Raw genomic sequence first — 24230 nt, forward strand, 5'->3', positions numbered from 1 at the left:
GCGACATGTTTCAAAAGATCCTGTCATCGCTGTATAGCTGGGTGGCAATGGTGGCTGTGGTGCTCCTTGTTATCACAGCCAACTCTTTTTATGTAGTACATACGCTGGAAGAGCTGGCCTCCCTTGAAGCCAGAATTTTCACTACCAACCGGGTAATAAACAGCCTTAATACGCTACACGTGGCCGTACTCCGAGCGGAGTCCGGCCAGCGTGGCTATTTGCTCACGCAGGAAGAAGAGTACCTGGCTAATTACACGGAAACCCTAAACCAGATTAACGGATTAATTGATCAGGTAGAAATTAGTGGGTTAGCGTCTGATTTACCCGGCCAGGTTTCCCGCATAGAGAACCTGCTCAGGCTCGCCAAAGCTAAACTTAATACCATTATCCGCGTGGTCGAACTGACCCGGGAAGGCAACCTGAAAGAAGCTCGCGAATTGCAGGGCAGCGATCGGGGGCTGGTATTATATGAAGAGTTCGAAAACCTGTTCGACATTATCGACAAGTCTGAGCGAAGTATGCAGGGTGAGCATCTCGAAAGTCTGATGACACTGCGTAGCGACTCAGTCAATACATTAATCATTTCAGCTGCCTCGACGGCCTTTCTGATTATCGCCATTTTTGTGTTGCTGAAGATGAACGTGCGTGAAAGTCTGCGCCATCAGCAAACGCTGGAAGACAGTAACGCGAGGCTGGAGTCGAAAATTGAGGAGCGTACTCAGGAACTGAAAGTCTATTCAGACGAATTGGCGCGGAGTAACCGCGAACTGGAAGATTTTGCGTTTGTTGCCTCCCATGACCTGCAGGAACCGCTGCGTAAAATACGTGCGTTCGGCAACCGTCTGGACTCCGGCTACAGCGACGTTATCGACGAACGCGGCCAGGACTTTTTAAAGCGTATGCTGAATGCTGCCGAGCGTATGTCCATGTTAATTAGTGACTTGCTGGCATTCTCCCGGGTATCTACCCGCGGCAAAGAGTTTTCTGAGGTGAACCTGGATGAGGTTTTCGCGCAAGTGCTTAGCGATCTGGAGATTGCTATTGAAGAAGCAGATGCCAGTGTCTCGGTAGACCCGCTACCTACCATCCAGGCCGACAAGTCTCAGTTCGAACAACTGACACTGAACCTGCTGTCCAATGCCCTTAAGTTCAGAAAACCTGATACAAAACCGATAATTACCGTCACCTGTGAGGATGCATCAGAAGCTGATGTGCACGGGTTACTGCACGCCGAACAATACCAGTGGAAAAAGATTACTATCAGCGACAACGGCATTGGCTTTGAGCAATCGTTCGCTGAGAAAATCTTTGCTCCGTTCCAGCGTTTGCACGGCAGAAGTGCCTACAAGGGGACGGGCATTGGGTTGGCCGTATGCCGTCGCATTGTGGAGCGCCATAATGGCACAATAGCTGCAGACAGTGTTCCTGGCGAAGGCGCTATTTTTACAATAATAATCCCGATTGACGGGGAACCATTCGCAACTAACAATTCAGAGGGAGTGGTCAGCAATGACTGATAAACAAGCATTACCCATTAATATTCTGATGGCGGACGACGATGAAGACGACCGCTTGCTAACTGTTGATGCGTTGAAAGAAAGCCGGGTTTTAAACAACCTTTTCTGCGTGGAAGACGGTGTCGAATTGCTAGAATTTCTCAGAAGAGAAGGCAAGTACAGCGATCCAAAAGACGCACCGCGCCCCAGCTTAATTCTGCTCGACTTAAATATGCCCCGTAAAGACGGCCGTGAAGCCCTGCAGGAGATAAAGAGCGACCCTAAACTCAGAAGTATTCCTGTGGTCATCCTGACCACCTCTAAAGAGGAAGAGGATATGCTGCGAGGCTATGACCTGGGATGTGCATCATATATTACCAAACCCGTGAACTTTGAAGGTCTGGTAGACCTTATGCGTGCGCTGGGTAAATACTGGATTGAGTTCGTAGAACTCCCTCACGATTAAGATTGAGGTACTGGTTTGACTGATGTAATTCGGATCCTGTTGGTTGAAGACGATGAGGATGACTATTACCTGACGGCAGATTACCTGTCACAGTGTGAAGAGCCTCGCTTCAAGATTACGTGGGTAACCAACAGTGCCGACGCGTTAAGTGTGCTTAAAAGACAGAGCTTTGATTTATGTCTGCTCGACTACATTTTAGGTGCCGAAAATGCCATTGATGTGCTCGAAGTACTGAAGTCAAACCAGATCACCCTACCCGTGGTGATCCTCACCGGCCAGTCGGACAGCAAAGTCGATGAAATGGTGATGCGCGCAGGCGCAGCAGACTATCTGACCAAAAGTGAAATAGAAACGCCCCGGTTTATGCGTACGATGCGCTATGCCATGGTACGCAGAGAAATTGAAAACGAGCGTATTGAGCGTCACAAGGTCGAACAAAAGAACAAGGCGAAGGATAAATTTCTGGCTCATCTTGGCCATGAATTGCGTACCCCGCTGACATCCATCCTGGGCTATACCGAACTTTTGCTGGATGAAAAGCAGAATATGGAGATGGAACAGGAATTATCCATTATTCATTCTAACGGCAAGCATTTGCTGAGTTTGCTAAATGACATGTTAGACATGTCTAAAATTATGGCGAACAAGCTTGAGCTTACTCCCAAAGAAGTTAACCTGACCGGTTTCTTAACCGACCTCCACGCGCTAATGGGTCTTGCCGCCAAGGACAAAGGTCTGAAGCTGGACCTCATCGCTCAGTCGGAGATACCGGAACATATCACCACCGATCCCACCCGTTTACGTCAGGTTCTGATCAACCTGCTTAGTAACGCCATCAAGTTTACCGACTCCGGGACCATTCGCGTGTATGTGGAAACCATCAAACCTCTGCGGGAAAGTGAACCGGAAATGCTGCTGTTTAAAGTGGAAGACAGCGGTATTGGCATGCCGAAGAATAAGCTGGCCAGTATATTCCAGCCCTTTGAGCAAATTGAAGATGTCATGCGTGCTAACCATGGCGGTGCTGGCCTGGGGTTGGCCATCTCCCGGGAACTGGTGCATAAAATGGGGGGCGAAATTCATGTGGATTCCGTCTTTGGCAAAGGCAGCGTATTTTCCTTTACCATTAATCCCGGTGACATCTCAGGAGAACCTCGCGAAGAGTTAAAACTGGATCGCACCTGTACCCGGGAAAATGACAAACTGACATTGCATGTGTCCGGTCGGGTGTTGATTGTAGATGACTTACGGGAGATACGCCGACTCACCGGCCATCTCGTCAGTCAGTGTCACGCCACCGTTGCGTATGCAGAAAACGGGGTGAAAGCACTGGAAGCCGTACTCGAAGCCGAAAAAGATCAGCGCCCTTTTCATTTAGTGCTGATGGATATTCACATGCCTGTTATGAATGGCATCGATGCGCTTAAAGCTATTCGTCGTCACAACTGCAATGTGGCCGTAGTGGCTGTGACCGCGGCCAGCAGAAAAGGGTTAAAGCAGTCTCTACTGGATGAAGGCTTTGACGGCGTCATAGGTAAACCCATAGATCGGTTTGAATTAACCGGGGTACTCGACAGATATCTGATACGAACCGCCGGGCCAGCTCCCTCTAACGATCACGAAAAAGAGCGGGCGCATAATCATGAGATCTCCACCAAAAAGAGCCAGAAAGTGCTCATTATTGAAGATGACCAGGATGCGGCGGAGCTTATTCAGCTGCTTATCGTGCATGAGGGCCATGACGTCATTATTGCCAACACGGGAACGGATGCACTTAATACGCTTAAACGGAACGTGTTTGACATTATTCTGATGGACCTCACGTTGCCTGATTACCATGGCTATGACCTGGCTAACGATATCAACGCCCTGCAATCGGGCGCCAAACTTGTGGTCGTCAGCGGTAATGAGCCAGAGCCGGAGCGGATGGAGGAACTGGGAATTAGTGGTGCCCTGCTTAAACCTGTTTCCAAAGACGACCTTACCAATCTGTTTGCAGACAGTTAGTCACTGACCCCACCCAGTGACTGCGCCATTTTGGCGGTCATACCTTCTTTCCTTCTTCACCCCACGAAATTATTACATCCGCACGCTGCAAGTTTTACGGTAATTTACCCTCCTCAAAGTAATGAAACCAATATATGGCTTTAAATTCAGGCACTTATTTTGTGGTATATGGCTTGCACCTGCCACTGGTGTATTCGTAAATCATAAGGAGATACATCATGGCAACACAATCAACTTCGGTACCCAAAACTCCGAAAGTAAAAGCGAACAGCGTAACTGACTCAACTCATCCAATGACGGACAAGTTGCAGGAAACGTTACACAGCTCTGTAGATAAGCTGGCAGGTACAGCGAGTGTTGCTGAGGAAAACCTGCGGGACACGGCCTCTGCTTCAGCAGAAAACATGGCTGCTCGTCAGCGCTTAGCCAAGCAGAAGTGGCAAGCTTCTTCTATCCGTAAATACGCAGTAGAGAATCCGGTCGCCGCTGCAGGCATCGCATTTGCAGCAGGCATGTTCCTGACTTCTATTCTGCGTAAGAGATAATGACTCAGTTAATCCAACCGGATTTTCGACAGGCGTCGTTCTCACCTGAAACCGAGAACATGTACTGCCCGACCAGTTCTACTGGCCGGGCAGATGCCTGTCGGGCCGAAAAGACGCCGGAAGACGATACCACCGTCAGTGACACCATCCAGGCTTTTAAAGACACCTACGCACAGAAGTATGATGAGATGCTTGCTTTGGCAGACGTAGTCGCTGCTGAATCGGCACTGGTGAAAAAATCAGCCGTGGTCACTGGTCTCAGCGCTGGCGCTGCCGCCGTATTGGGTTGTTTCTGCTGGCTGATAGTTAATATAACACTTGCCATTGCCTGCTATCAGGCTGGTATCCATTACCTGCTCATTACCACGGGTTTGCTGTTGATCAATGGTGGCCTGGGCGTATTTGCCGTTAAGGTAGCACGTGATGCGTATAAGCACATGAGCCTAATGCCGGTATTTAATAGTCTTATGGGCCAGATCCCCAACGGCAAAGAGGAACGCGGGGAGGCGAAATGAAAAACCTGTTCTTACAGCGCGAATTACACCAGGTAGAGGTAAGTAAACAGCGCTACCACATTGCACAGCGACGCACCGACCATACTTTTGGTCGCGCGAAAATGAATGCCAGATTGCTCGCAGCTTCACCTGCTGCCCTACTGACCTTTTTCGGTATTGGTGCGTACAAAGGAGCAACAACGGATAATCCGCCGTCCAGACGCAGACAAGCGGTAGTCACGTTCTTACGTACAATTGTTCTCAATGCAATTTAAGAAAAGGATGGCTTATGCCCATGTTCTCACGAATTCAGCTTGTAAGTTGCTCACTGGCCGCGATGCTCACACTAGGGGGTTGTTCCACCACCTCGTCACCAGGCCCTACCCCGTATCAGGCCGCCAAAACTGAAAATGCCTACGGGTATTCCAGTGTTCAGTTAAGCGATTCTGAATACCGGATTTTATTTAAAGCATCAGAAAATACCCCCGCCGATCTCGTCCAGCAGTACACTGTTCTGCGTGGAGCGGAAATTGCGAAGCGCCAGGGGTACGACTGGCTTACAGTCGTTAAAACCGATATCCAGCGTAAAAAATCCACTGCGAAGAAAATAGTCAGGAAAGAAGGCCGGGAAGGTCACGTGTTTCCTCCTGAGCAGCAATGCACCATGTCAGGATGCCAGGAAGTCGGCCAGCCATTTGATGGCCCTGTTGGCGAAGTGGAAGTAGATAATGTACCTACTAAGGACGTGTATTATTCAATATTAGTCCGCTTTGGTGACAGCCAGGTAAGTACCGATGGCAACGCGCTGCGGGTAAGTGAAGTATTAAATAACCGTCCGGAAACAGATTAATTTATCCCTGTATCTCGCGCCCGTGGCCACGGGCACGAGCCAACTCTACACATTCCTCGTAAGATTTTCTTAAGCTGACTGAGCCCCTTCCCCTGCTAAGCAACAACTCAGCGTCCCCTCCAGCCTCGCCACCATAAAAACACCTGTAAAACAACATCTTATAGATTTATACCAAAGGAGAATAGGCATGGAACAGTTGATGCATCGATAATATAAACGACGATTGACCGATATTACGCATATACGGAGGCAGTTATGCATTCTTCTTCTCCAGTCGGAGAAATCACGGACATTGTTAAAAAATTAAACAGTGGCGCAAGCTTTTATGCTGACGCTATCTCTCATGTTGCATCTGAAAATTATCAGGCAATGTTTACCAGAATGCAGGAAGAAAAGGTGCGTGCAATAAATACGTTACAGCCCTTATCCAACCTGGAAAAGGACAATGCCAAGGCAGGCAGTAACGGCTGTATAGAGCTCAGACACCTGTATACCTCTATTCTGGCCACTATCGCCAGTGACCACGACTACACCTATATGAAGCAGCTTATTGAGGTAGAAGAAAGTATCTTACACGCCATTGATAAAGCACTGGATGTGGGGCCTCCTCCGGAACAGGCGTCTACTCTGCGCTTGGTTCGCACCCGCATGCAGCAATGTCATGACGAAATGCTTTCGTTACACAGTGCTGCTGTCTCGCAAATCGCGTAACGGGTTAATCTTTTTGAGCGCCAGCATCTTTTAAATGCATAGTGTTGGCGTGTTCCACCCAATCCAGGTCGCGCGTTTGCTCATCCAGCGTCCCTTTAGCATCTTCCAAAAACACTTGGCAAAAATAATCTACACTGGGGAACATTTCACGGTATTTTGCCAACTGAATATCCATTTCGTGCATCGCATTCGCAAATTCTGAGTTAGATTTAGATAACTCATAGTCACACTTAAGATAGGCGCATAGTACATCAGCCGCTTTTGCCAGCTGTACATGAATATCTTCTTTGTCCTGTTCGATTAATGGCTTATACCGTTGCTGCAGGGCTTCTGGCAGCGTCTGGATCAGCATTGCCTCAAACCGGCGTTCCAGCTTTTTAATCGCCGCCGTGGTCTCAGGGTCATGATATTTAACCGGACTGGGTATATCACTCATACCAGCAATTTCACTGCCTTCGTGAAACAAGGCCATGCTGGCAACACGATCCGGTTGCACGTCCTCTCCTAAGACATCAGCGGCAATTGTGCCTAACATGTGGGCCACTACAGCAGCCTCATACACGTGGGTGGACAGCATTTCCTCCTGGAACTGAGCCATTAAGGGCCATCGTTTTACATTGCGGGCCCGCTGCATCAGTCCGATAAATGCTGAGTGTGTTTTCGCCATCACTTGCCTACCTGTAATTCAAAAAACAAAGTATACCAGAAAGCCTTCCATGCTCATGCCCGTTTACGGGGAAATTCGCTATGTAAAAAGTGCAGATTATACTGTAATAGTGGTGAGTAAAAACTGCTCCCCGTTTTCACACCAAATTAAAAAGCCATTGATATCATCAAGTTACACTTGTGGCACACTTCAAGCATAACTGTATGTGAGTTAAGGAAACGATAAGAGGATTATCTTATGTTAGGTTGGGCCATTACATTTTTTATTATCGCCATTATTGCAGCAGTTTTTGGCTTCGGTGGAATTGCCGGTGCAGCTACAGGCATTGCTCAGTTCCTGTTTTTCGTATTCGTAGCACTTTTGGTTATTTCGTTAATCGCCAATGCATTGCGCGGTAAATCACCGAAAGTATAACAACACACTTTATTAAGGATTTGGAGAAAGGACTATGTTGACACATAAAGCATTTTTGAAAACATTGATGGTAGCCGCGTTTGCTTTTTCACTGGCAGCCTGTGGTGACGGTGAAGCGGAAGATGCTGGCGAAGAGCTGGACGAAGTCGTCACAGACGCAGGTAACGCTGTAGAGGACGCCTGTGAAGATGTTAAAGAGGGCGTTGACGCCGAAGATGACGACTGTTAACAGCCAGTCCGACTAAAAAAACCAGGCTCACATGCCTGGTTTTTTTGTGTCCGTACGGATCACACCGGCCGGTTGCGATACTCCTCCCCTTCCCGCATTGGGCCTCCGCTATCACCTCGGTTAGAAGAGTTGGCATAATCTCACTGACTGCTCACATGCTGACCGGATTGCTTCTGCTATATCCACAACCGGCATTTGCACACCTCCTACCGTTTGCATAAAACCACAGAGCGGTGAGGGAGACATACAACAGCACATGCGCTGACCGATATTGCTAACCTGCCACCACCAGCCAGTCTGGCCACACCGCCTGATGGAAAACTTCATGCGCGGTTCCCCTTGCTAATTACTTACGACAATGGCCGCTTTCAACGCCACTCGGCACAAGCCACACAATAGCTACAGCGACTCGTCGCCATTACTTCTAGTCAATCTTGTTCAGGCTTGTGCTTTTCGTTTGGTGACAAACAAGGCAAGCAACGCTGGTAACAGGGTGGTATCCGTTACCAGTGCCATCATCATAGCGGTAGCGGTGAGCAAACCGAAATAAACACTGGGTAAAAAGTTAGAAAAGCCAAACAGTGAAAAGCCGATGGCAATGATGCTGGTAGTATAGAAAATGGCCAGCCCAGTATGTCCGAACGCGCGCTGGGAGGCGGCTTCAGCGGGCTCATCGCTATTGCTTTTTTCGGCTCCTTCAAGCCAGGCGTGCAGAAAGTGGATAGTGTCATCAACCGCAATTCCCATCGCAATGGCGGCGATAGTTATCGTCATAATGTCCAAAGGAATACCCAGCCAGCCAATTATACCCAGTATCCCCAGCGTGGTGAGGATATTGGGTACCAGGGCGATTAACGCCACTTTCACTGACCGGAAAATAGCCAACAGCACTAACCCCAACACAACGTATACAATGCCCAGTGTCTTTATCTGTGAGTCGAATAACCGGCTCAGAATATCCTGATACAGAATAAACAGGTTGGTGAGTGAGTATGACTGCTCGTCGACGCCCACCGTGCTCAGGTCCTGGCGTAGTTGCTTTACAAACGTTTCGCGATCAAGGTCTTTAGTGGTGTCCTGAATGCGAACGGCAATACGTAACTGTTCTTCCTCGGCAGAGAAGTAGGCGCCTACCAGCTGCTCTACCACCTGTTTATCTAACAGGTGATAAATACTGGTTAACTCATATTCGGTTAGCGGCATCCCGTCATTCAGTTGCTTTGCCAGTGCGGTAAAATTAGCCAGCGACGTTACACTGCCGGTGGCCTCAAATGCTTCTACGGCCTGTTGTACCAGCTGCAACTGATTAACCATATCGGCAGACAGTACCAGCTGCTCGTTCTGAACATGTTCGGGGATGTCTAAGATAATATCCAGCGGGGTCGAACCACCGAATTGCTTATCAATAAATGCCAGCTCCTGATGAACCTGTGTATCGGTGTCGAAATAATCAATAAATGAATTTTCCACATCCAACTTCGGCAGCCCGAACGCAGTAACCGCAAAAGCCAATAAGATGACGGACGATACCCGTTTAGGCGCATGAAGCGCCCACTGGCGTAACCTTTCCAGCACCCGCTGCAAGCCAGTAAACTCATTCGTTTCAGCAGACTTAGAGACAAAGCATAACAGTGCAGGAAACAACAGCAGGCTCACCGACATTGTCACCAACATGGACACAAGCATCATCCAGCCGAAATCCACCACGGGCTGCAGGCCGCTGAAAATCAGTGAGCCGAAGCCTACCGAGGTGGTCAGCGTGGCATAAAAACAAGGTGACAGCTTATCAATCAGCGTGGCTTTTATCCGCTCTCGCTGTGATAAACCGGGTTCATCCCGACTTATTTCCCGGTAGCTGCCAATGAGGTGAATCATCACCGCTAACGTCAGAATGAGCTGCAGTGCAATGAAGTTCGCAGAGATTACCGTGGTCCGCATATCGAGCATGCCGAATAAACCCATGGTTATCAGCACACTCACAGCACAGGCGAGTATAGGAAATACCACCCACTTTACCGAACGGTACAATACCGCCAACATAATCGCGATAACCAGTGCAATGGCACTGCCAAACATTTGTAGATCTGATTTGATGATGTCAATAAGGTGCTGCCCGACAACGTAACTTCCCCCTAAATAGGTATCTGCCCTGTCGCTAACCGTTGCAGCAATCTTCTCAATTTCAGCAATTTCCTTTTGCCGTTGCTCAGAAAGCGATTGCCGGATCGGATCAGCCTGAGCCTTAAGCTGTGCTAACTCAGCTTGCTGTTGTTCAGTAAGCTCACCTTCCAGTAGCTTGGCCTGGATGTCAGTAATCTGTTTTTCCAGCGCACGCAATTCCGGGTTTGGCCTGAAAACGATTTGGATGGCGGTGGCGGTCTCTTCCCGGTTGATAAGCAAATCAGTAAAGATAGGATGCCCGGCAATCAGCTCTTTCATCACTTGCGGTGAATACCGCTGTTGTTGCCAGGTCAGTGAGCTCACATCGGTCCCGCCCGTCAGGGCGTCGGCATTGTCAACAAGGGGCACGGTGAGGATTGAAGTTACCGCTTCCACCCGCTCCAGCTTTCGGATCTGGGAGGAAAGCTTATTAATATCGTTAAACGTCTTATCACTGAACAACGCGTGTTGTTCAGGTGCATACGCCAGCAGGATGAACTCCTCCGGTGAAAAAACTTCGTTAGCGAGTTGGGTACGGATATAGAGCTTATTGTCTTTAACCAGCAGGGTATCGGCTGAGGCATCAATTTTGAACTGCGGCAAGTAGAATATGGCCACCGCAATTATTGCAGTAAAAACTGCAATAATTACCCAGCGGGCAGAAATAATGGCCTGAGCAAGGGTATTAAGGATTTTGTGGCTGGTTGTCGCTGCTGAAGACTGCGTCACGACGCTTTCCCTGTATATATTGGTTTCTGAAGTAAAGGTATGGATCTTCCGCATTCTCATAGAGTGAGCGGTAGGTGTCGGCTTGCGATGAGAAGTCATCGAAGCCGTCGAAAAATCTCAGTTGATAACTTTCTGGCGGTTCAGCAACAAAGTTAATGGGGTGTAAGACGCTCTCAGTCACTGTAGAAAACGCGCCGCGTGAATCACTGGGGCCTAATAGCGGTAACACCAGATAAGGGCCAGCGCGAATATCATGCTGGCTGAGCGTGTCAGCCACGGTCTGTTTCTCGGGAGCGAGATCAAACCAGTCTGTCGCAGGGTCAAATAGGCCAAACAGTCCCACAGTTGTATTAATTATGAAGCGGCCTAAATTGGTCCCTGCCTCGTCAAACTCGCCGGCGAACGTATTATTCACTAAGTTGAGAGGTTCGCGGATATTATTAAAAGCATTGCCGATTTTATCTCTTGCCACCGCCGGCACCACGTAACGGTAACCGTCCGCAGCAGGCAATAGCACATAACTATAAAGGTAGTGATTGAACGAGAAGATGGCGCGGTTCATTCCTTCCCAGGGATCATGATAATAAACATCCTGGGTAACGTCTGGGGAGGTTTGGGCGTCGGTGATGGCAACCACGGCGGGCTCCACTTCCATAGTGCCCTGAGAGGTTGTTACGGTGACAGTTTCACCGGCAGACAGATCCCGTACCTTAGCATTTTCGGTCTTATTCGCAGCAACTGGCTTAGCCGGTTCAACCTCCTTGTCCGGTGGGCTTGCGCAGGCTGATAAAAAGCCTGCGGCAACGGCCAGTAAAAACTGCTTATAGACTCGCATAGGCACTGTTTTCCATTCGTTCGTGATGCGTCAGGATATTGTTAGCCCGCTCCAGAGCTTCATCCCGGTTGTAATACCATTCATGTTGATGGTAATGCTTTGCACGGCTTATGTAGTGCTCAATACGCTGTTTACGCAAAAAGTGATCGCGATCACCTAAATTAAATTGCGCACTATGAAGCAGGCCTTCCAATTGCGCAATTTCTTCAGCCGGGTAGCCTGTTTGGGCACCCGCTTCTGCAGAAGAGACAAAACCCACGATAGAGTCCGATTTGCTGGTGACTACGAGCAGCAGAGTTACCAACAGGACGACACTTGATAATTTGACGAATTGCATTGTAACCACCTCACATTTGTTCACTGTAATAGTTAATGCAGGGGGCGTACCAGAAATCCACACAAATAAAAATCGTAAGGTGTTGAAAATTAGCTATTTATAAGGGGGGGGTAATATAAAAATGGAAGGGAGTTTGAAGAGGGAGGGCAATAACTACAAAAAAGTGCGAAGATATTGCCCTTATTCCGGCTTTACTAGCCAGCTCGTTTTGCTAACCAGCTTTCAGAGTCATCCACACTCTGGGCAATAGCATCGACGGCTGCATTGCTTTTTTTCTCATATCTGTCGAACCAGTTATACACTGGCTGACTCCGCAAAAACTCTTGAAAACGATTCTCAGCTTTAGGTGGGAACTTAGGTTTTAGCAGTTTCATGTGAAATGTCCTCGTTAACCAATTGACGAGCAGTTGTGTATGGCCACAATGCTTTGCCTGAATACTAAGACATTCAAGATCTGATCCAGTTTTTTATAAAACATGCATGGCGCGCCATATATAGCCTTTAGTATAACCTGGTCAGACAATGAGCATCTCTTTTCGCATCGCTGTCGTCAGCTTTACCTGCCCTTGAGTAAAAATTACATTCATGTAACTTTTCTCGGTAAAAACAAAAAAAGAGCGCCGAAGCGCTCTTTCCTATTTTGCTCAACAAACTTTATTTTGTTGTCGACATTGCCGTTTCGTTAACTACCTTCAAATCAGCTTCCACGTTTACTACGTCTGAAGCATTTTTTGCAATCTGTACCGCCAGGTCTCGCTCTGCGTCTGTGTCGACTTCGCCAGTCAGAGTCACGATGCCATTCTCTACATCCACATCAATGTCGAAACCGGAGATATCAGAATCCATCAACAAGCGGGTTTTAACTACCGTCGCAATTTTTGCGTCCGTGAGTGCGCTTATTTCCTCTTCTGACTCTTCTTCAACATTGTTGGCAACTTCTTCAGATTCTTCCTCAACATTATTGGCTACTTCATCTGCCTCTTCTTCCATCTCGTCGGCGGCATCCGCAAGCTCATCGGCGCGGTCGCGCTTGTCAGTTACTGACAGCTGATTGTCTACCGATGTCACGCCTTCGATATTAGCTACCAGCTCTTCTGCCAGCTTTTTATCTACTGAATTTTCTACGCTACCGGTAAGCACTATCTCTCCGTTACGGACATCTGTGTTGATGTCGAACGAGTCCAGGTTGCCATTGAATAATAAAGTGGCTTCCGCTTTACCATCTATCCATGCATCTTTGGCACCTTTTTCCCAGTTGTTTCCTGATGTTTTGTCATCTGCAACAGCCGAGGTGGACAACACACCCGCAACAATTAAAGAAAGTATTGAACGTTTCATAGCAGCTTCTCCTTTGTGTGAAACATACATGCTAATGCGAATTGTCTGCCAACTCAGATAAGTCAATGTATTCCAGTGACTTATCGATTTGCGATGCGGCTCAACTGTCGCACTTTTGCTGCAACCTTTACGTCCGCGACAGTATTTTTTACCGGTTTGCTACACTATGAGACTGACATTCGGAATGATTATTGAATAGCATGCGTGTACTGTCAGTCAGTAATGTGAAGAAAGAGGTATGAATCGCTTCATTTGCTGACCTAATACCACAAAGAGCCGTTACGGTTAGGGATAAAAAATCATGAAAGAAACCCTTTACGTTTTAAGTGGATTACTCATATTTACCACGCTTGCCCCCCACTTGCCGGGCAAACATTGGCTGATACGGGTATGGGAGTTTCCCCGGGTCCAACAGGTGGTGGCGATGGGCGTTGTACTGGCGCTGTGGGCTATATTACCGGTAAGCGTAGACTTCTTTGCTGCTATCACCATAGGCATATTGATGGCCGCCGGTATTTATCAGCTATTCTGGATAATCCCCTACACCAGCCTCTGGTCAGCTGAAGTAGAACGTTATTCAGGCAAGGACGATGAGGCAGCCACCGTGAGTATCATGACCAGCAATGTGTATATGCACAATAAAAACAGTGCCGGACTCATAAACTTAGTCAATAAGTATCAGCCGGACATGCTGGTCACCCTGGAAACCAATCAACGCTGGGAAGATGAGTTAGCGGAGCTGCATGCCGATTATCCGCATAGAATGGCCTGCCCATTGGAGAACCTGTATGGGATGCATCTGTATAGCCGCCTGCCATTTGAAAAGCAGCAGCTGCGGTTTGTTGTAGAAGATGGTGTACCGTCGATGCAGGTGGACGTACTTCTGGGCAAACAAACGGTAACCATGTATTTTCTTCACCCTAAGCCCCCCAGCCCTACAGAAAATAAGACTGCGCGCCCGAGAGATGTTGAGTTGGCGATAATAGGCCAGGAAATCGCGAAGGCTGATAATCCCGTGGTGGTGGCAGGCGATTTAAACGATGTGGCCTGGTCGCCCACTACCAGGGAGTTCAGAGAAATCAGCAATGCTCTGGATCCCCGCATCGGACGCGGCTTTTTCAATACCTTTCACGCTAAGTACCCGTTGATCCGCTGGCCACTGGACCATGTTTTCCATAGCAAGGGCTTCATGCTGTGCGATATAAAGCGCCTGGAAGGGTATGGCTCAGACCACTTTCCCCTGCTCACTCGTCTGGCTCTTTCACCCCGCAATGTTTCTTCATCGGATCGGAAAACTGAAAAATGAAGAAGCCTAATGCGCACAATACCAGGCTTATTTCATAGCGGGCGTAGGCCACGGTAACGCCTATCGCCCCTACTAACCAAATACCAGCGGCAGTGGCCGTCCCGGCCACTCGTTCACTGTTTTTCAGAATTGCGCCACCGCCTATAAAGCCGATACCGGTGATAATGCCATACATCACCCTGGCTTCGGCTTCACCGTCCTGATACACCTCGCGACCCACAAGCATAAACGCACAGGCAGAAATTGCCACCAGCGGGAAGGTTCGCAAGCCGGCATTGTCTGACTTGTATTCCCGGTTGTAGGCAATGGGCAACGCCAGGGCGAACGCAATACCCAGTTGATAAAAGTGATAAATAATCAGGCTAAAATCAATATCCATACAATAGGCTCCTAAGCATGTTCCTGTTAGAAACATAGCAATATCGGTGCCTGAATATGATTTATACTCTGGCAAGCATGCTACTGCAGTAAGCCGTCCACTGCGGATTTATGGAATTTGCAATTATGTTCAGCGGGCTATCGTGTTCTTCTTAGTGGAAGAGAACACTGTATTTTTTAGCGAGCAACAGCAAGGGAGTATCGTTCCCGCGCCAGTCAACAGAACCACACAACGCGGTAGTGTTATGCACTTTGCGGAATAGAAACGGATGACAATACTGTCTGACAGCGGGTGACCAGGTCTTTGTAATTGGTAGGATCGCTGACTACATCATCGAAGTGCGGGGCAAGAGACGAGGGTTCAATGTCAGGACTGCCCGTGTCTGCCAGCAGAATTGCCACCCGACAACACTGCTGCTCCTGCTTCAGGATGACGCACAGCTCTGCACTTTGCATATCAGGAAGCCGGGCATCACACAGAACCACATCATAGCGCTGTTGCTTACCGAACTCGACCGCCCTGGCACCGCTGGCGGCAAAATCTACAGACCAGCCCAACCCTTTCAGCATAGTGGTTAACTGGCTTGCTACAACGGGATTATCATCAATCACCAGTACCTTGAGTAGGCTCACTGACTCCATGGTAATGTCTCCTTTGGGGCTCCTTCCCTACCGCCAGATTGCGACTGCAGAAGCTGCGATAAATTTTACATTCGCCAATATATGACGAGGAGAACCATGCACATATCGTGCAAGGTGCCAGTATTGCCCCAATTCAATAAAAAGCGTAGCAGATGGAAGCGATTCTGGGTAGCAGAAAAGCCTATTCTGCCTACATAGGACCGTGAGCCGCTGAGCCGGACATGGGTCCGTTCGTACCGTTATTCCGTGTGGACGCCAGGCATGCACGAACACGTTCACATACCTGTTCCCGACGTTTGAAATGTGCCAACCCTAAGACTCTGTCGTCACGTGGCCACACCGCCTGATTAAGAACCTCCACATCAGCTTCTGTCAGCGCCGCCGTATTAAGCTTGATAGCCACTGCTTTTTTATTGGGTTTAATGAGTGTCGGTTCTACGTCGCGAACCAGGCCGCCGGGAACACAAATAAACTCTCTGGCCTGCGGATCTTTCACCACACAAACATGATCATCGTCACAAATAATGGAGGGCCAGCCTTCTGCGATCCGGCTTTGCGCAAACATGGCGACCGTAAAGGCGACGAGCACCAGCATTGTCATGAGAATAAACTGTGCGCTTAATTCCGGTGCCACAGCCACGATTGCCGCAACCCCACCGGCGAACAGGATCCAGCCCCCAAACACCCGCCGCATTGCATTCGGTGAAATACCGGATATCACCTCTGCCTGCTGAATTTGGGCTTTATTGAAAGTTCGCACTACTATAGGTTTTTTCATACCGATACCGAACCACTACTTAAGAAGCGCAAGTGTACATTTAATTATAGTACGCGCAATAGCTTAGATGAGATTAACAAAGATGCTATAGGTATCTGAAGTGAGGGGAAAAAAGAGTTTTACAAAGTTACTCAGGCGCTGGCGGACAAGTCGGTGCGTAATTCGTTAACTTCAAAATGCATGGCATCAGGGTGTGAGCCTTCGTTCTGACGCAGTCGGTTCAGCACCACTTCACGTTGAGGTTTGCCGTAGAAATACCAGTCACAGACATGATTTCGCATACCTGCACTACGTAGTTGATACACGTGCACAATATAACGATAGCCTTTGTCGTAGGCTTTCTTGTGTTCATCAGCTTCGTTGACAAGGGTATACCCAGGACTATGGTATTCCGCAAGGGACGTAATCCCGGCACTCTTAGAGGTAAAAAAACCGCTGCCTAGTGTGGCAATGCGTTCCAGTGCAGCCTGCTCAATATCTTCCAGCGAGCATTCGAGGTAGCCTTTTTCCAGACTCCCGAATGCACGGCAAGCATTCGGGCACCCTGCCACTAATCCTACCGAATACCCAGTATGCTCTTTCCCCTCCCATGGCCTTAACCAGACGTAGGGACTAATGTGTACGAAGTACTCCTGCCCCTCAAAAACAACTGGAAACACGTCCGGAACAAGAACGTTTCGTACATTCACCAGCTCATTAGGATTACGGGGATCAAACAGCATGGAACCTCGAAGTCAAATAGACAAAAGTATAATTCTTAACAGTTGAGATTATCGCACATTCTGACGACAGCTGTCAGGTATATTACAGCAGCTTAATACTTTATATTACCTGGCTTGCTGGCAGCGTCTATGAGGCTTTCCCCCCAGACTGATATTGGCGTTCACATTTAATAGCAATACCCAGTACCTGTGAATAACGCATTATATAGCTATATAGCGAATGGCTCCGTCCACATGTCTGGGCGGTATCCACGCATAGCATTGCTGACGTTAATCTATATACCCCTTCCCTATTGCCCGAAACGGCAACTCTAACCCCAGCTCAGGTACTTGCTGGCCCACCCAGGCCGGGAACGTATTACTGTTCGGCCCAGGAAAAACTTTGTACTCGTCTGCATAAGGGTAACTGCGCACAGCGTCCTGGATATCGGCAATCAGCACCTGTGCCTTTATCCCCTGCAAGCTCAGCACTTTTTCGGGGCGAGCGCCATACCAGTAGCGGTCCGGACTCGCGGTGCGATACTCACGAAGTGCGGGCAGCCCATTGCGCACGCGCCAGCCTACGACCTCATACACTATATACTCACTGGCATTGGCAGGCTTAAGTGCCAGCCAGGTATGCACAGCAAACCAGCCCCGCCAGCTAAACGCATCGGCTGCATAAACTTCTATGACTGCCTCTTGTTGTTGCTGGGGGTCTGGGGCTATCCCGGCAGGCTCCCGACTGGCAGTGCGCCAGTCCTGAGTCTGACACCCTATTAGCATCAGTACCACTGTACTTAGTAATATCAACTTGTTCATACGTGCCCCTAAAACTGCTGCCCACACTGACCGGTGATGATCTTGTGACAGACGACCCGTTAAGATTACTGCCAATAACCAACCCGCACGCAATGCCTGCACAGTTCCCACATTGAAGAGCAGCGCCTGCGGGGTGGCGTATTACTTACTTAATAGAGTACGAAGGAGAAATAGAAGGAGGTCAGTGTTGTCGCCGGGCGCTGAATACCGCGCGCGCATTCTGGGTGTTCGGATGCATTGTGCTGGGCAAAGCCCAAAGGGTGAAAAAGAAAGACTGGGGGCCAGAAAAGGGTGTAGCCCCTTGCGGGGCTACGATGCGGAGTAGGACTCCGCGACCATGTTGAAATGATTTCACATGGTGTGAGTTCGGTTGTCGCTTAGATGCGGCCGTTCAGTTCGGCGGCAATCGGGCTGCTCTGCAGACCTTGCTCAGCGATCCACGCTTGTAGGGTTTTACCATCTGCTTCTGGTGCAGACAGCTCACGGCTTGGCATTTTCTTAACCAGCAGTGTACCTACTTCTACCGCGTTGTTTTTGATAGCGGTACGAATAAGACTGTCACCGTTGCAGCTAATACCTGTGTAGTAATCATGCAGCTTCAGGCGGTAGTCAGATTGAACGCTACGCATTTTCTTACGCAGTTCGCCTTTATCGTCGGCCTGAACAATATTACAGATGTTTGCCAGTGCGTCGTTTACGTTAGCTTGTGCAGCGTTAGAAAAAGCCAGAGTAGACGCAGCAACAATCAGAGAAGTTTTAACAATTTTCAACATGGTTATATTCCTAAGATTAATTTAGTTCACTCGGTGAGAACGAGATGAATTAAACTAAATTAACTTATGAGTGAAAATACTTAAGGCAATACTTAGGTATACGGCACCATACCAAATCGCAGTGAGCTATCCTGCTTTGAGCAGGTGGAACACAGGTTTCATTGCACTCCCCTTTCTCGCCAGACGCGACCAACATCAAGCATCTGGTTCTGATTTTCACAGCACGGCATTGCACTGTAAGCGTTTTGTGGTTATTTTTTATTCGTAAAAATACAATCAAGAATCACATGGACTTACAAGCAGCTCATCTCATTTTGAATCAACTGGCCACGATTTGTACCTACCTGGGCGGTTTTTCGCTGGTGTTTCTGGGGGCGCTTATCACCATGCGGGGCACTGAATCCCGCGCTGCACAAGTGACGATTGTGAGCTCCGCTGTGGCATCCTGCTGTTTTATATTAAGCGCAGTTGGGTGGGGAATCCTGCAACTTAGCGCCGCACTTCCCGCTAACGATGTTCCCGTTGATAAAATGCTCGACGCATTGTTCGGCACCAGACATAAACTCTTTTCCCTACTCTATCTTGCCGGTCAGTTCAGTTTATTCGTTTGTATTGGATCCAGTGGGTATTTGCATTCCCGTAAAATTGGCCATCTCACTTTTGGAATAGGTGCGTTCGGTTTTGCAATAATGGGCTATGTACTATCGCCCTATGTGAACTTTGGTTGACCCCCTGGGACACAGAGCCTTGTCGGTATTTTTTACACTCCCCCGGAAACCTTTCCTGTGTAACACCATAAATACTTGTAAATAAAGCATAAAATTATACTGGCGCGGTTACTGCAAGGTCAAAAAATGAGCAATCATTGCGGTATCCGCTCTCCCGCTGTCGTCGTTCGCTCCCTCTAATGTGTCCTTAGGAAAGGTGACTTATGATGTCAATACTACGAATAATAATTTATACCGCTTTTACACTAGCTAGCGTGGTTTTCACCGCACCTGTATACGCTCAGGAGCACATGGTGGGGGAAATACGGTATTTCGCCGGAAATTTTGCTCCAAGAGGCTGGGCTTTTTGTGACGGACAGCTACTTCCTATTTTTCAAAACGATGCGTTGTTTTCGTTATTGGGTACCACCTATGGCGGTGACGGCAGAACCACGTTTGCTTTGCCTGATATGCGCGGACGGGTGGCCCTGCACAATGGCACAGGCGCCGGGTTGAGTTCCAGAACTCAGGGCATCCGGGGGGGAAGTGAAAACAAGCAACTGAACGCAATGAACCTCCCTACGCACTCGCACCCTATGCAGGTTGCCTCAGATAATGCTAGCAGCAACGTGCCCGCTAATAAGTCGCTAGCCTCAGCCGAGATTTATACCACCTACGACAATACTAACGCTGTGAATTCTGAGCCAACTTCTTCGGCCGGAGGCGGGCAGCTGTTTACCAACATACAGCCCTCGGCCACGGCCCATTGCATTATTGCTCTCACTGGCGTTTATCCTTCCAGATACTAATTGCCAACAAAGCATGAGGAACACCGAATGAATAAATTAACAAGAACGTTTTTACCGCTGCTCTGCCTGTTGTGGCAGACACCATCAAGCTTTGCCCAGGAACCGATGCTAGGTGAGATGCGTTATTTTGCAGGTAATTTTGCACCGCGCGGCTGGGCTTTCTGCGACGGTCAGTTGTTACCTATTTCACAAAATACCGCGTTATTTTCACTGCTGGGGACGACTTATGGAGGCGATGGCCGCACTACCTTTGGATTGCCGGATATGCGTGGACGAGCACTAATTCATCCGGGTAACGGCCCAGGCCTTTCTAGCTACAGGCAGGGACAAAAAGTGGGCGTTGAAGAGACAACCTTAACCGCAACGACAATGGCTGCACACTCTCATACCGTAGTCGCTTCAGCTGCACCTGGTGATTCGGATAACGCCGCCAACGGAGTACTCGCAGCTGAGCGCATGTACTCAACCCGCGCTCCCAATAAAACGTTGAACTCAGCAACCCTGGGTGAAGCAGGCACGCCTGCCCCAGCGACCGTCCCTGTCACCAACGTACAGCCGGTAATTGCGATTAATTGCATCATTGCCATGTCTGGCATTTATCCAAGCCGGAGTTAGGAGTCTGTTATGAGAAAACTATCATTTGTTTGCAGTGTGGCACTCGCGGCAGCTTCGTTGCAGGTTACCGCACCCGCAGTCGCGGAGCCCTTGTTAGGGGAAATTCGCTTCGTTGGTTTCAATTTCGCTCCCAGAGGGTGGGCCGAGTGCGATGGTCAGCTGTTACCGATTTCCCAGAATTCAGCGCTATTTTCTATTTTAGGCACGATTTACGGAGGCGATGGCAGAACGACCTTTGCATTACCTGATATGCGTGGGCGTACCCCTGTACATGCAGGCAGTGGTCCAGGGCTATCTTCATATACCCTTGGAGCGCGCACCGGTACTGAGTCTAACAGGCTTACCCTGGCAAATATGCCTCCACATCATCATCACGTGCAGGCCACCAATTCGTCAGCCCGCACCAGTTCACCAGCCAGTAATACGCTGGCTCGGACCAGAAGTAACGGTCGCGCCTATGTGAATGAAGATCCAAACGTAACGTTGCACCCATCGAGTATTGCTGAAACAGGTACTGCTGCGCCGGTTGATAACATGCAGCCTTTCACCACGCTGAATTGCATTATTGCCACCCAGGGATTGTTCCCTTCCAGAAATTAAGCAGGAAATTATTATGTCGTACATTCAAACAAGTAAAAAATTAGCATTTGTCCTTACACTCACTTTCACTGCATTCTTGTACAGCTTCTCTTCACAGGCTGCCATTGTGGCCAGCTACGATGCTGAAGTAGATGTATCGGTTAGCGCTGATTTTGATATAGACGACTTTGAGTCTATATTCTTTGACTCATTTACATTCTTTGGGGGAAGCGGAGTCGCCTCCGCCAGTGGCGACTTGTCTGCCAGTGCCCCCCTTCCTGCCGGAAGCACCGGGCTTATTGGCGCAAACGCCTCCGGCAATATCAATGGTATATCCGGTTTTGCTGATTCGGGATATCTTACCAATGGGTATCTGTCGGTGACTAACTCCACCCAGAGCACGCTTTCCGGTACTATCACGATCGTTATCGACATGTTGCTGAGCGCCTTTGCCAGCACCCCAGGTGATTTCTCCCTCGCCTTTGGCTCGGTATATATTGAGCGAGGAGATGGCACTGTTATCTTCGATGATTTCACGGAAATTTTTGGGGACAACCCAGAAACCACGTTCTCGTCAAACACACCCGTCACGTTAGCTGTAAGCCTTGCCCCCAGCGAACAACTTGAGCTCTTCTTTGAAGTAGATGCGGATGGCTTGGCAGTGGTTTCAGCACCCTCAACTGTTGCCGTCTTTGGTCTTATGCTAATTGGTCTTGTCAGACTAATGAGACGATAACTTCCTTTAAAAACTAGCAGAGGGGGGCTTAGCCCCTTTTTTTTTGCCTCCCACTTTAATGTAATACCCCACCTCAGAGTATGGCGTCAGTGGAGATTTAAACCACTGGTCGATATCTCATGCCTTACCATAAACGTGACTTGCAGGTCTCGCGCCTTGATCTTCTTCGTCATAGTTATGCCCTGTTTGGTACACCTCAGAATTAAATAGTTTCGGGAAAGGAGAATTTTGACAATTGATGCCGCAGCGTTCGTCTAGAAGAACCCGATGCCTTAGCTAAGAAGAGGTATAAAACTTAAAACAACAACTACTGTATAATGTGACAATTATGGGGTAGAGCCTACGTAGCGCTTCCACAACAAAATGGAAATGCTATCGAGAAGAGCGTATGGTTTTAGAAACTTCGAAAACTACCGAATAAGAGTAATGACTCATTGCGGATGGAATGGTGTTATTAATCGTGTACGTTGAGTGCTGATCCCCCGTTTATGGGGTAGAGCCTGGTGTTATTAATCGTGTACGTTGAGTGCGGATCCCCCGTTTATGGGGTAGAGCCGCAATCAATGAGCGGGGTAAGTCATTGAAAAATAGGAGAGATTGGTCGGTGTGAGAGGATTTGAACCTCCGACCCCTGACACCCCATGACTTTATCGTAGTAGTAATATTGCACATTTCTTAATCGAAAATAAATACTCAATAGCGCTGTCTATGAGAACTTTCCTGAATGTCAGCGTTTTCTTTTTTTTAATACTGTACATAATAACACCGTGTTGATTCATACAGTGTCACGTCATCGTGTACACCAAATGAGTACACATTAATTTTGTCAAATTAGAAGGTGATTATTATGATCGTAAACAATTTAACACTACCAACTATCTATAAGAGAGAAAAGAAAAGCCCATCCGGCAAACGATTCGAATTAACGTTTGGTGATGGTCTGGGATTAAGAGTTTCAAAAAAAGGCATTTTCACTTGGCAATGTCGGTTTCGTTTAGACGGACGACAACATCGCATTGATTTGGGTCGATATCCCGAATTAAGCGTCAGTCGAGCTTTAGCTGAGCATAAGGCTTTTAAAGAAAATATAGCTGAAGGCATTGATCCTCGGGAAGATGTGCCGGATGACATCAAAACAGTCGGTGGTCTGTGCAATTACTGGTATCAAGAATACGCCGAGGAGCAGCGAAAAAGACCCGAAATCGCACGTCGCTCTCTTGACGTTGATATCATACCCGAATTAGGCCACAAGACTTTACTGGGCATAAGGTCGATTGATGTACATCGTTTTTTGCGAAAAATTGTCAAACGCGGGTCAAAAACGCAAGCACTAAAAACGCTTAGCTTACTTAAGCAGATATTTCGGTTCGGTGAAAGCCTTGGGCTAGTTCACTCCAGTCCGGCTGCGTCGATCAAGAAGCGTGACATATGTGATGTGCCCCAACCTAAAAAACGTTGCCTTAACGATGAAGAAATCGCTTGTTTACTCAAGAAGCTCAACGAAGGACTGTTGTCTGAGCAATTTTCTCTAGCGACTAAGATTTTACTTTTCACAGGACAACGTAGAAGCGAAATAACATTAGCTGAGTGGACAGAGGTTGATATCGTCAAGGGTGAATGGTTTATTCCAGCGCACAAAAACAAGTCGAACAGAGACCATGTCGTTTTTCTAAGCCCGTCCGTTAAAGTGTTTTTTCACCGGCTAAAACAATTAAGTCGTGATTCAATTTGGGTGTTGCCTAACATGCATCAAAAAGAAAACCACATTTCTGAACGAGCACTCACGCGAGCCATAAACCGAAAACAGCATCAATTTGGTTTGCCAAAGTGGCGGCCGCACGATCTCCGTAGAACTTTCGTTACCGGCGTGAACGACCTAGGTACTCCTCTTCAGGTGACAGAGAAGATAGTCAATCACACTCTTGAAGGAATGCTCAAAATTTACGACAAAGGTAATTACGACGAGCAGCGCTTGGAAGCGATGTTCAAGTGGGATGAACACCTGAATGAACTGATGAAAAATGGGTAACTGAGTAATCATTCGCCAACGTAAGGAGCATTATATTGCAATCTAAGATAATCAAATTTAATTTAAATTTAAAAGGC

The 24230-nt window shown here is 48.2% G+C and carries 29 protein-coding genes and 1 pseudogene; 18 read left to right on the forward strand and 12 right to left on the reverse strand.

From position 1 onward, the window contains the following. The first annotated feature begins 5 nt into the window (after positions 1–5). From OCL06_RS14780 to OCL06_RS14815, 8 genes are all read left to right on the forward strand, one after another. Positions 6–1517 carry a sensor histidine kinase gene (locus OCL06_RS14780; RefSeq protein WP_262995930.1) on the forward strand — a complete coding sequence of 504 codons (1512 nt, stop codon included), beginning with the start codon at positions 6–8 and terminating at the stop codon, positions 1515–1517. Further along, positions 1510–1962, forward strand: coding sequence for a response regulator (locus tag OCL06_RS14785; protein WP_262995932.1), 453 nt, complete (start codon positions 1510–1512; stop codon positions 1960–1962). The genes OCL06_RS14780 and OCL06_RS14785 overlap by 8 nt, the downstream gene beginning before the upstream one ends. Before the next feature lie 15 nt (positions 1963–1977). Further along, positions 1978–3969 (forward strand): response regulator, encoded by a 1992-nt coding sequence (locus OCL06_RS14790; protein WP_262995934.1) that lies wholly within the window; start codon positions 1978–1980, stop codon positions 3967–3969. A gap of 218 nt (positions 3970–4187) precedes the next feature. After that, positions 4188–4514, forward strand: a complete 327-nt coding sequence (locus OCL06_RS14795) for a DUF883 domain-containing protein (RefSeq protein WP_262995936.1) — start codon at positions 4188–4190, stop codon at positions 4512–4514. Beyond that, the gene (locus OCL06_RS14800; RefSeq protein WP_262995938.1) at positions 4514–5029 is read left to right on the forward strand and encodes a hypothetical protein; all 516 of its coding nucleotides are present in this window, start codon (positions 4514–4516) and stop codon (positions 5027–5029) included. Before OCL06_RS14795 ends, OCL06_RS14800 begins: the two co-directional genes overlap by 1 nt. After that, positions 5026–5283 carry a hypothetical protein gene (locus OCL06_RS14805; protein ID WP_262995940.1) on the forward strand — a complete coding sequence of 86 codons (258 nt, stop codon included), beginning with the start codon at positions 5026–5028 and terminating at the stop codon, positions 5281–5283. The genes OCL06_RS14800 and OCL06_RS14805 overlap by 4 nt, the downstream gene beginning before the upstream one ends. 14 nt (positions 5284–5297) lie before the next feature. Further along, positions 5298–5858 carry a CC0125/CC1285 family lipoprotein gene (locus OCL06_RS14810; RefSeq protein WP_262995942.1) on the forward strand — a complete coding sequence of 187 codons (561 nt, stop codon included), beginning with the start codon at positions 5298–5300 and terminating at the stop codon, positions 5856–5858. A 255-nt stretch (positions 5859–6113) separates the two neighbouring features. After that, a complete protein-coding gene (locus OCL06_RS14815; protein WP_262995944.1) occupies positions 6114–6569 on the forward strand; it encodes a DUF2383 domain-containing protein in 456 nt (151 codons plus the stop codon). A 4-nt stretch (positions 6570–6573) separates the two neighbouring features. On the opposite strand, the gene yfbR is transcribed toward OCL06_RS14815, so the two are convergent. Continuing rightward, positions 6574–7236 (reverse strand): 5'-deoxynucleotidase, encoded by a 663-nt coding sequence (gene yfbR, locus OCL06_RS14820; RefSeq protein ID WP_262995946.1) that lies wholly within the window; start codon positions 7234–7236, stop codon positions 6574–6576. Positions 7237–7473: 237 nt separating this feature from the next. Here yfbR and OCL06_RS14825 point away from each other — a divergent pair, with 237 nt between their 5' ends. After that, positions 7474–7650, forward strand: coding sequence for a DUF1328 domain-containing protein (locus tag OCL06_RS14825; protein WP_018982048.1), 177 nt, complete (start codon positions 7474–7476; stop codon positions 7648–7650). A 34-nt stretch (positions 7651–7684) separates the two neighbouring features. Then, a complete protein-coding gene (locus OCL06_RS14830) occupies positions 7685–7879 on the forward strand; it encodes a hypothetical protein (protein ID WP_262996244.1) in 195 nt (64 codons plus the stop codon). A gap of 438 nt (positions 7880–8317) precedes the next feature. Here OCL06_RS14830 and OCL06_RS14835 read toward each other — a convergent pair whose 3' ends face one another. The 5 genes from OCL06_RS14835 to OCL06_RS14855 form a co-directional block, all read right to left on the reverse strand. Next, a complete protein-coding gene (locus OCL06_RS14835) occupies positions 8318–10768 on the reverse strand; it encodes an MMPL family transporter (protein WP_262995951.1) in 2451 nt (816 codons plus the stop codon). Continuing rightward, complete coding sequence (locus tag OCL06_RS14840; RefSeq protein ID WP_262995954.1) at positions 10725–11603, reverse strand: MlaA family lipoprotein; 879 nt, start codon at positions 11601–11603, stop codon at positions 10725–10727. The genes OCL06_RS14835 and OCL06_RS14840 overlap by 44 nt, the downstream gene beginning before the upstream one ends. Then, positions 11590–11940 (reverse strand): hypothetical protein, encoded by a 351-nt coding sequence (locus OCL06_RS14845; RefSeq protein ID WP_262995955.1) that lies wholly within the window; start codon positions 11938–11940, stop codon positions 11590–11592. Before OCL06_RS14845 ends, OCL06_RS14840 begins: the two co-directional genes overlap by 14 nt. Positions 11941–12134: 194 nt before the next feature. Continuing rightward, positions 12135–12314 carry a hypothetical protein gene (locus tag OCL06_RS14850; RefSeq protein WP_262995956.1) on the reverse strand — a complete coding sequence of 60 codons (180 nt, stop codon included), beginning with the start codon at positions 12312–12314 and terminating at the stop codon, positions 12135–12137. A 280-nt stretch (positions 12315–12594) separates the two neighbouring features. Further along, positions 12595–13278, reverse strand: a complete 684-nt coding sequence (locus OCL06_RS14855; RefSeq protein ID WP_262995957.1) for a BON domain-containing protein — start codon at positions 13276–13278, stop codon at positions 12595–12597. 301 nt (positions 13279–13579) lie between these two features. Between OCL06_RS14855 and OCL06_RS14860 the strand changes: the two genes are divergently transcribed. Next, positions 13580–14584 carry an endonuclease/exonuclease/phosphatase family protein gene (locus OCL06_RS14860; RefSeq protein ID WP_262995959.1) on the forward strand — a complete coding sequence of 335 codons (1005 nt, stop codon included), beginning with the start codon at positions 13580–13582 and terminating at the stop codon, positions 14582–14584. Here OCL06_RS14860 and OCL06_RS14865 read toward each other — a convergent pair. The 6 genes from OCL06_RS14865 to OCL06_RS14890 all read right to left on the reverse strand — a co-directional run bounded on the left by OCL06_RS14865 (position 14523) and on the right by OCL06_RS14890 (position 18678). After that, the gene (locus tag OCL06_RS14865; protein ID WP_262995962.1) at positions 14523–14963 is read right to left on the reverse strand and encodes an MgtC/SapB family protein; all 441 of its coding nucleotides are present in this window, start codon (positions 14961–14963) and stop codon (positions 14523–14525) included. The genes OCL06_RS14860 and OCL06_RS14865 overlap by 62 nt on opposite strands. A 242-nt stretch (positions 14964–15205) precedes the next feature. Continuing rightward, complete coding sequence (locus OCL06_RS14870) at positions 15206–15604, reverse strand: response regulator (protein WP_262995964.1); 399 nt, start codon at positions 15602–15604, stop codon at positions 15206–15208. Positions 15605–15794: 190 nt separating this feature from the next. After that, positions 15795–16382 carry a hypothetical protein gene (locus tag OCL06_RS14875; RefSeq protein ID WP_262995966.1) on the reverse strand — a complete coding sequence of 196 codons (588 nt, stop codon included), beginning with the start codon at positions 16380–16382 and terminating at the stop codon, positions 15795–15797. 131 nt (positions 16383–16513) lie between these two features. Further along, the gene (locus OCL06_RS14880; RefSeq protein ID WP_262995968.1) at positions 16514–17104 is read right to left on the reverse strand and encodes a hypothetical protein; all 591 of its coding nucleotides are present in this window, start codon (positions 17102–17104) and stop codon (positions 16514–16516) included. A gap of 270 nt (positions 17105–17374) precedes the next feature. Then, positions 17375–17905, reverse strand: a complete 531-nt coding sequence (locus tag OCL06_RS14885) for a DUF3750 domain-containing protein (RefSeq protein ID WP_262995970.1) — start codon at positions 17903–17905, stop codon at positions 17375–17377. A gap of 377 nt (positions 17906–18282) precedes the next feature. Continuing rightward, positions 18283–18678 (reverse strand): DUF3718 domain-containing protein, encoded by a 396-nt coding sequence (locus OCL06_RS14890; protein WP_262995972.1) that lies wholly within the window; start codon positions 18676–18678, stop codon positions 18283–18285. Between the two features lie 287 nt (positions 18679–18965). Here OCL06_RS14890 and OCL06_RS14895 point away from each other — a divergent pair, with 287 nt between their 5' ends. From OCL06_RS14895 to OCL06_RS14925, 7 genes and pseudogenes are all read left to right on the forward strand, one after another. After that, positions 18966–19406 (forward strand): hypothetical protein, encoded by a 441-nt coding sequence (locus OCL06_RS14895; RefSeq protein WP_262995974.1) that lies wholly within the window; start codon positions 18966–18968, stop codon positions 19404–19406. A 290-nt stretch (positions 19407–19696) separates the two neighbouring features. Beyond that, on the forward strand, positions 19697–20194 hold the full coding sequence (locus OCL06_RS14900; protein ID WP_262995976.1) for a phage tail protein: 498 nt from the start codon (positions 19697–19699) through the stop codon (positions 20192–20194). A gap of 27 nt (positions 20195–20221) precedes the next feature. Beyond that, the gene (locus tag OCL06_RS14905; RefSeq protein WP_262995978.1) at positions 20222–20809 is read left to right on the forward strand and encodes a phage tail protein; all 588 of its coding nucleotides are present in this window, start codon (positions 20222–20224) and stop codon (positions 20807–20809) included. 9 nt (positions 20810–20818) lie between these two features. Next, a complete protein-coding gene (locus OCL06_RS14910; RefSeq protein ID WP_262995980.1) occupies positions 20819–21409 on the forward strand; it encodes a phage tail protein in 591 nt (196 codons plus the stop codon). 13 nt (positions 21410–21422) lie between these two features. Beyond that, the gene (locus tag OCL06_RS14915; protein ID WP_262995982.1) at positions 21423–22124 is read left to right on the forward strand and encodes a hypothetical protein; all 702 of its coding nucleotides are present in this window, start codon (positions 21423–21425) and stop codon (positions 22122–22124) included. A 351-nt stretch (positions 22125–22475) separates the two neighbouring features. Beyond that, positions 22476–22595, forward strand: a pseudogene (locus OCL06_RS14920) (transposase); the annotation flags it as partial. 376 nt (positions 22596–22971) lie between these two features. Further along, positions 22972–24153: a tyrosine-type recombinase/integrase gene (locus OCL06_RS14925; RefSeq protein WP_262995984.1), complete on the forward strand. Its 1182-nt coding sequence runs from the start codon at positions 22972–22974 to the stop codon at positions 24151–24153. The last annotated feature ends 77 nt before the right edge of the window (positions 24154–24230 follow it).

Source organism: Alteromonas salexigens, assembly GCF_025628895.1.
GTDB classification, from domain to species: domain Bacteria; phylum Pseudomonadota; class Gammaproteobacteria; order Enterobacterales; family Alteromonadaceae; genus Alteromonas; species Alteromonas salexigens.

What these genes read in the sequence shown, in the direction of transcription:
- OCL06_RS14830 (WP_262996244.1), top strand. Translation starts at nt 7,685, where the DNA reads ATGTTGACACATAAAGCATTTTTGAAAACATTGATGGTAGCCGCGTTT.
- OCL06_RS14890 (WP_262995972.1), bottom strand. Translation starts at nt 18,678, where the DNA reads ATGTTGAAAATTGTTAAAACTTCTCTGATTGTTGCTGCGTCTACTCTG.
- OCL06_RS14900 (WP_262995976.1), top strand. Translation starts at nt 19,697, where the DNA reads ATGGTGGGGGAAATACGGTATTTCGCCGGAAATTTTGCTCCAAGAGGC.
- OCL06_RS14855 (WP_262995957.1), bottom strand. Translation starts at nt 13,278, where the DNA reads ATGAAACGTTCAATACTTTCTTTAATTGTTGCGGGTGTGTTGTCCACC.
- OCL06_RS14895 (WP_262995974.1), top strand. Translation starts at nt 18,966, where the DNA reads ATGGACTTACAAGCAGCTCATCTCATTTTGAATCAACTGGCCACGATT.
- yfbR (WP_262995946.1), bottom strand. Translation starts at nt 7,236, where the DNA reads ATGGCGAAAACACACTCAGCATTTATCGGACTGATGCAGCGGGCCCGC.
- OCL06_RS14825 (WP_018982048.1), top strand. Translation starts at nt 7,474, where the DNA reads ATGTTAGGTTGGGCCATTACATTTTTTATTATCGCCATTATTGCAGCA.
- OCL06_RS14915 (WP_262995982.1), top strand. Translation starts at nt 21,423, where the DNA reads ATGTCGTACATTCAAACAAGTAAAAAATTAGCATTTGTCCTTACACTC.
- OCL06_RS14905 (WP_262995978.1), top strand. Translation starts at nt 20,222, where the DNA reads ATGAATAAATTAACAAGAACGTTTTTACCGCTGCTCTGCCTGTTGTGG.
- OCL06_RS14885 (WP_262995970.1), bottom strand. Translation starts at nt 17,905, where the DNA reads ATGAACAAGTTGATATTACTAAGTACAGTGGTACTGATGCTAATAGGG.
- OCL06_RS14865 (WP_262995962.1), bottom strand. Translation starts at nt 14,963, where the DNA reads ATGGATATTGATTTTAGCCTGATTATTTATCACTTTTATCAACTGGGT.
- OCL06_RS14785 (WP_262995932.1), top strand. Translation starts at nt 1,510, where the DNA reads ATGACTGATAAACAAGCATTACCCATTAATATTCTGATGGCGGACGAC.
- OCL06_RS14860 (WP_262995959.1), top strand. Translation starts at nt 13,580, where the DNA reads ATGAAAGAAACCCTTTACGTTTTAAGTGGATTACTCATATTTACCACG.
- OCL06_RS14870 (WP_262995964.1), bottom strand. Translation starts at nt 15,604, where the DNA reads ATGGAGTCAGTGAGCCTACTCAAGGTACTGGTGATTGATGATAATCCC.
- OCL06_RS14925 (WP_262995984.1), top strand. Translation starts at nt 22,972, where the DNA reads ATGATCGTAAACAATTTAACACTACCAACTATCTATAAGAGAGAAAAG.
- OCL06_RS14805 (WP_262995940.1), top strand. Translation starts at nt 5,026, where the DNA reads ATGAAAAACCTGTTCTTACAGCGCGAATTACACCAGGTAGAGGTAAGT.
- OCL06_RS14845 (WP_262995955.1), bottom strand. Translation starts at nt 11,940, where the DNA reads ATGCAATTCGTCAAATTATCAAGTGTCGTCCTGTTGGTAACTCTGCTG.
- OCL06_RS14815 (WP_262995944.1), top strand. Translation starts at nt 6,114, where the DNA reads ATGCATTCTTCTTCTCCAGTCGGAGAAATCACGGACATTGTTAAAAAA.
- OCL06_RS14880 (WP_262995968.1), bottom strand. Translation starts at nt 17,104, where the DNA reads ATGCTGTTTGATCCCCGTAATCCTAATGAGCTGGTGAATGTACGAAAC.
- OCL06_RS14840 (WP_262995954.1), bottom strand. Translation starts at nt 11,603, where the DNA reads ATGCGAGTCTATAAGCAGTTTTTACTGGCCGTTGCCGCAGGCTTTTTA.
- OCL06_RS14800 (WP_262995938.1), top strand. Translation starts at nt 4,514, where the DNA reads ATGACTCAGTTAATCCAACCGGATTTTCGACAGGCGTCGTTCTCACCT.
- OCL06_RS14875 (WP_262995966.1), bottom strand. Translation starts at nt 16,382, where the DNA reads ATGAAAAAACCTATAGTAGTGCGAACTTTCAATAAAGCCCAAATTCAG.
- OCL06_RS14850 (WP_262995956.1), bottom strand. Translation starts at nt 12,314, where the DNA reads ATGAAACTGCTAAAACCTAAGTTCCCACCTAAAGCTGAGAATCGTTTT.
- OCL06_RS14795 (WP_262995936.1), top strand. Translation starts at nt 4,188, where the DNA reads ATGGCAACACAATCAACTTCGGTACCCAAAACTCCGAAAGTAAAAGCG.
- OCL06_RS14910 (WP_262995980.1), top strand. Translation starts at nt 20,819, where the DNA reads ATGAGAAAACTATCATTTGTTTGCAGTGTGGCACTCGCGGCAGCTTCG.
- OCL06_RS14810 (WP_262995942.1), top strand. Translation starts at nt 5,298, where the DNA reads ATGCCCATGTTCTCACGAATTCAGCTTGTAAGTTGCTCACTGGCCGCG.
- OCL06_RS14780 (WP_262995930.1), top strand. Translation starts at nt 6, where the DNA reads ATGTTTCAAAAGATCCTGTCATCGCTGTATAGCTGGGTGGCAATGGTG.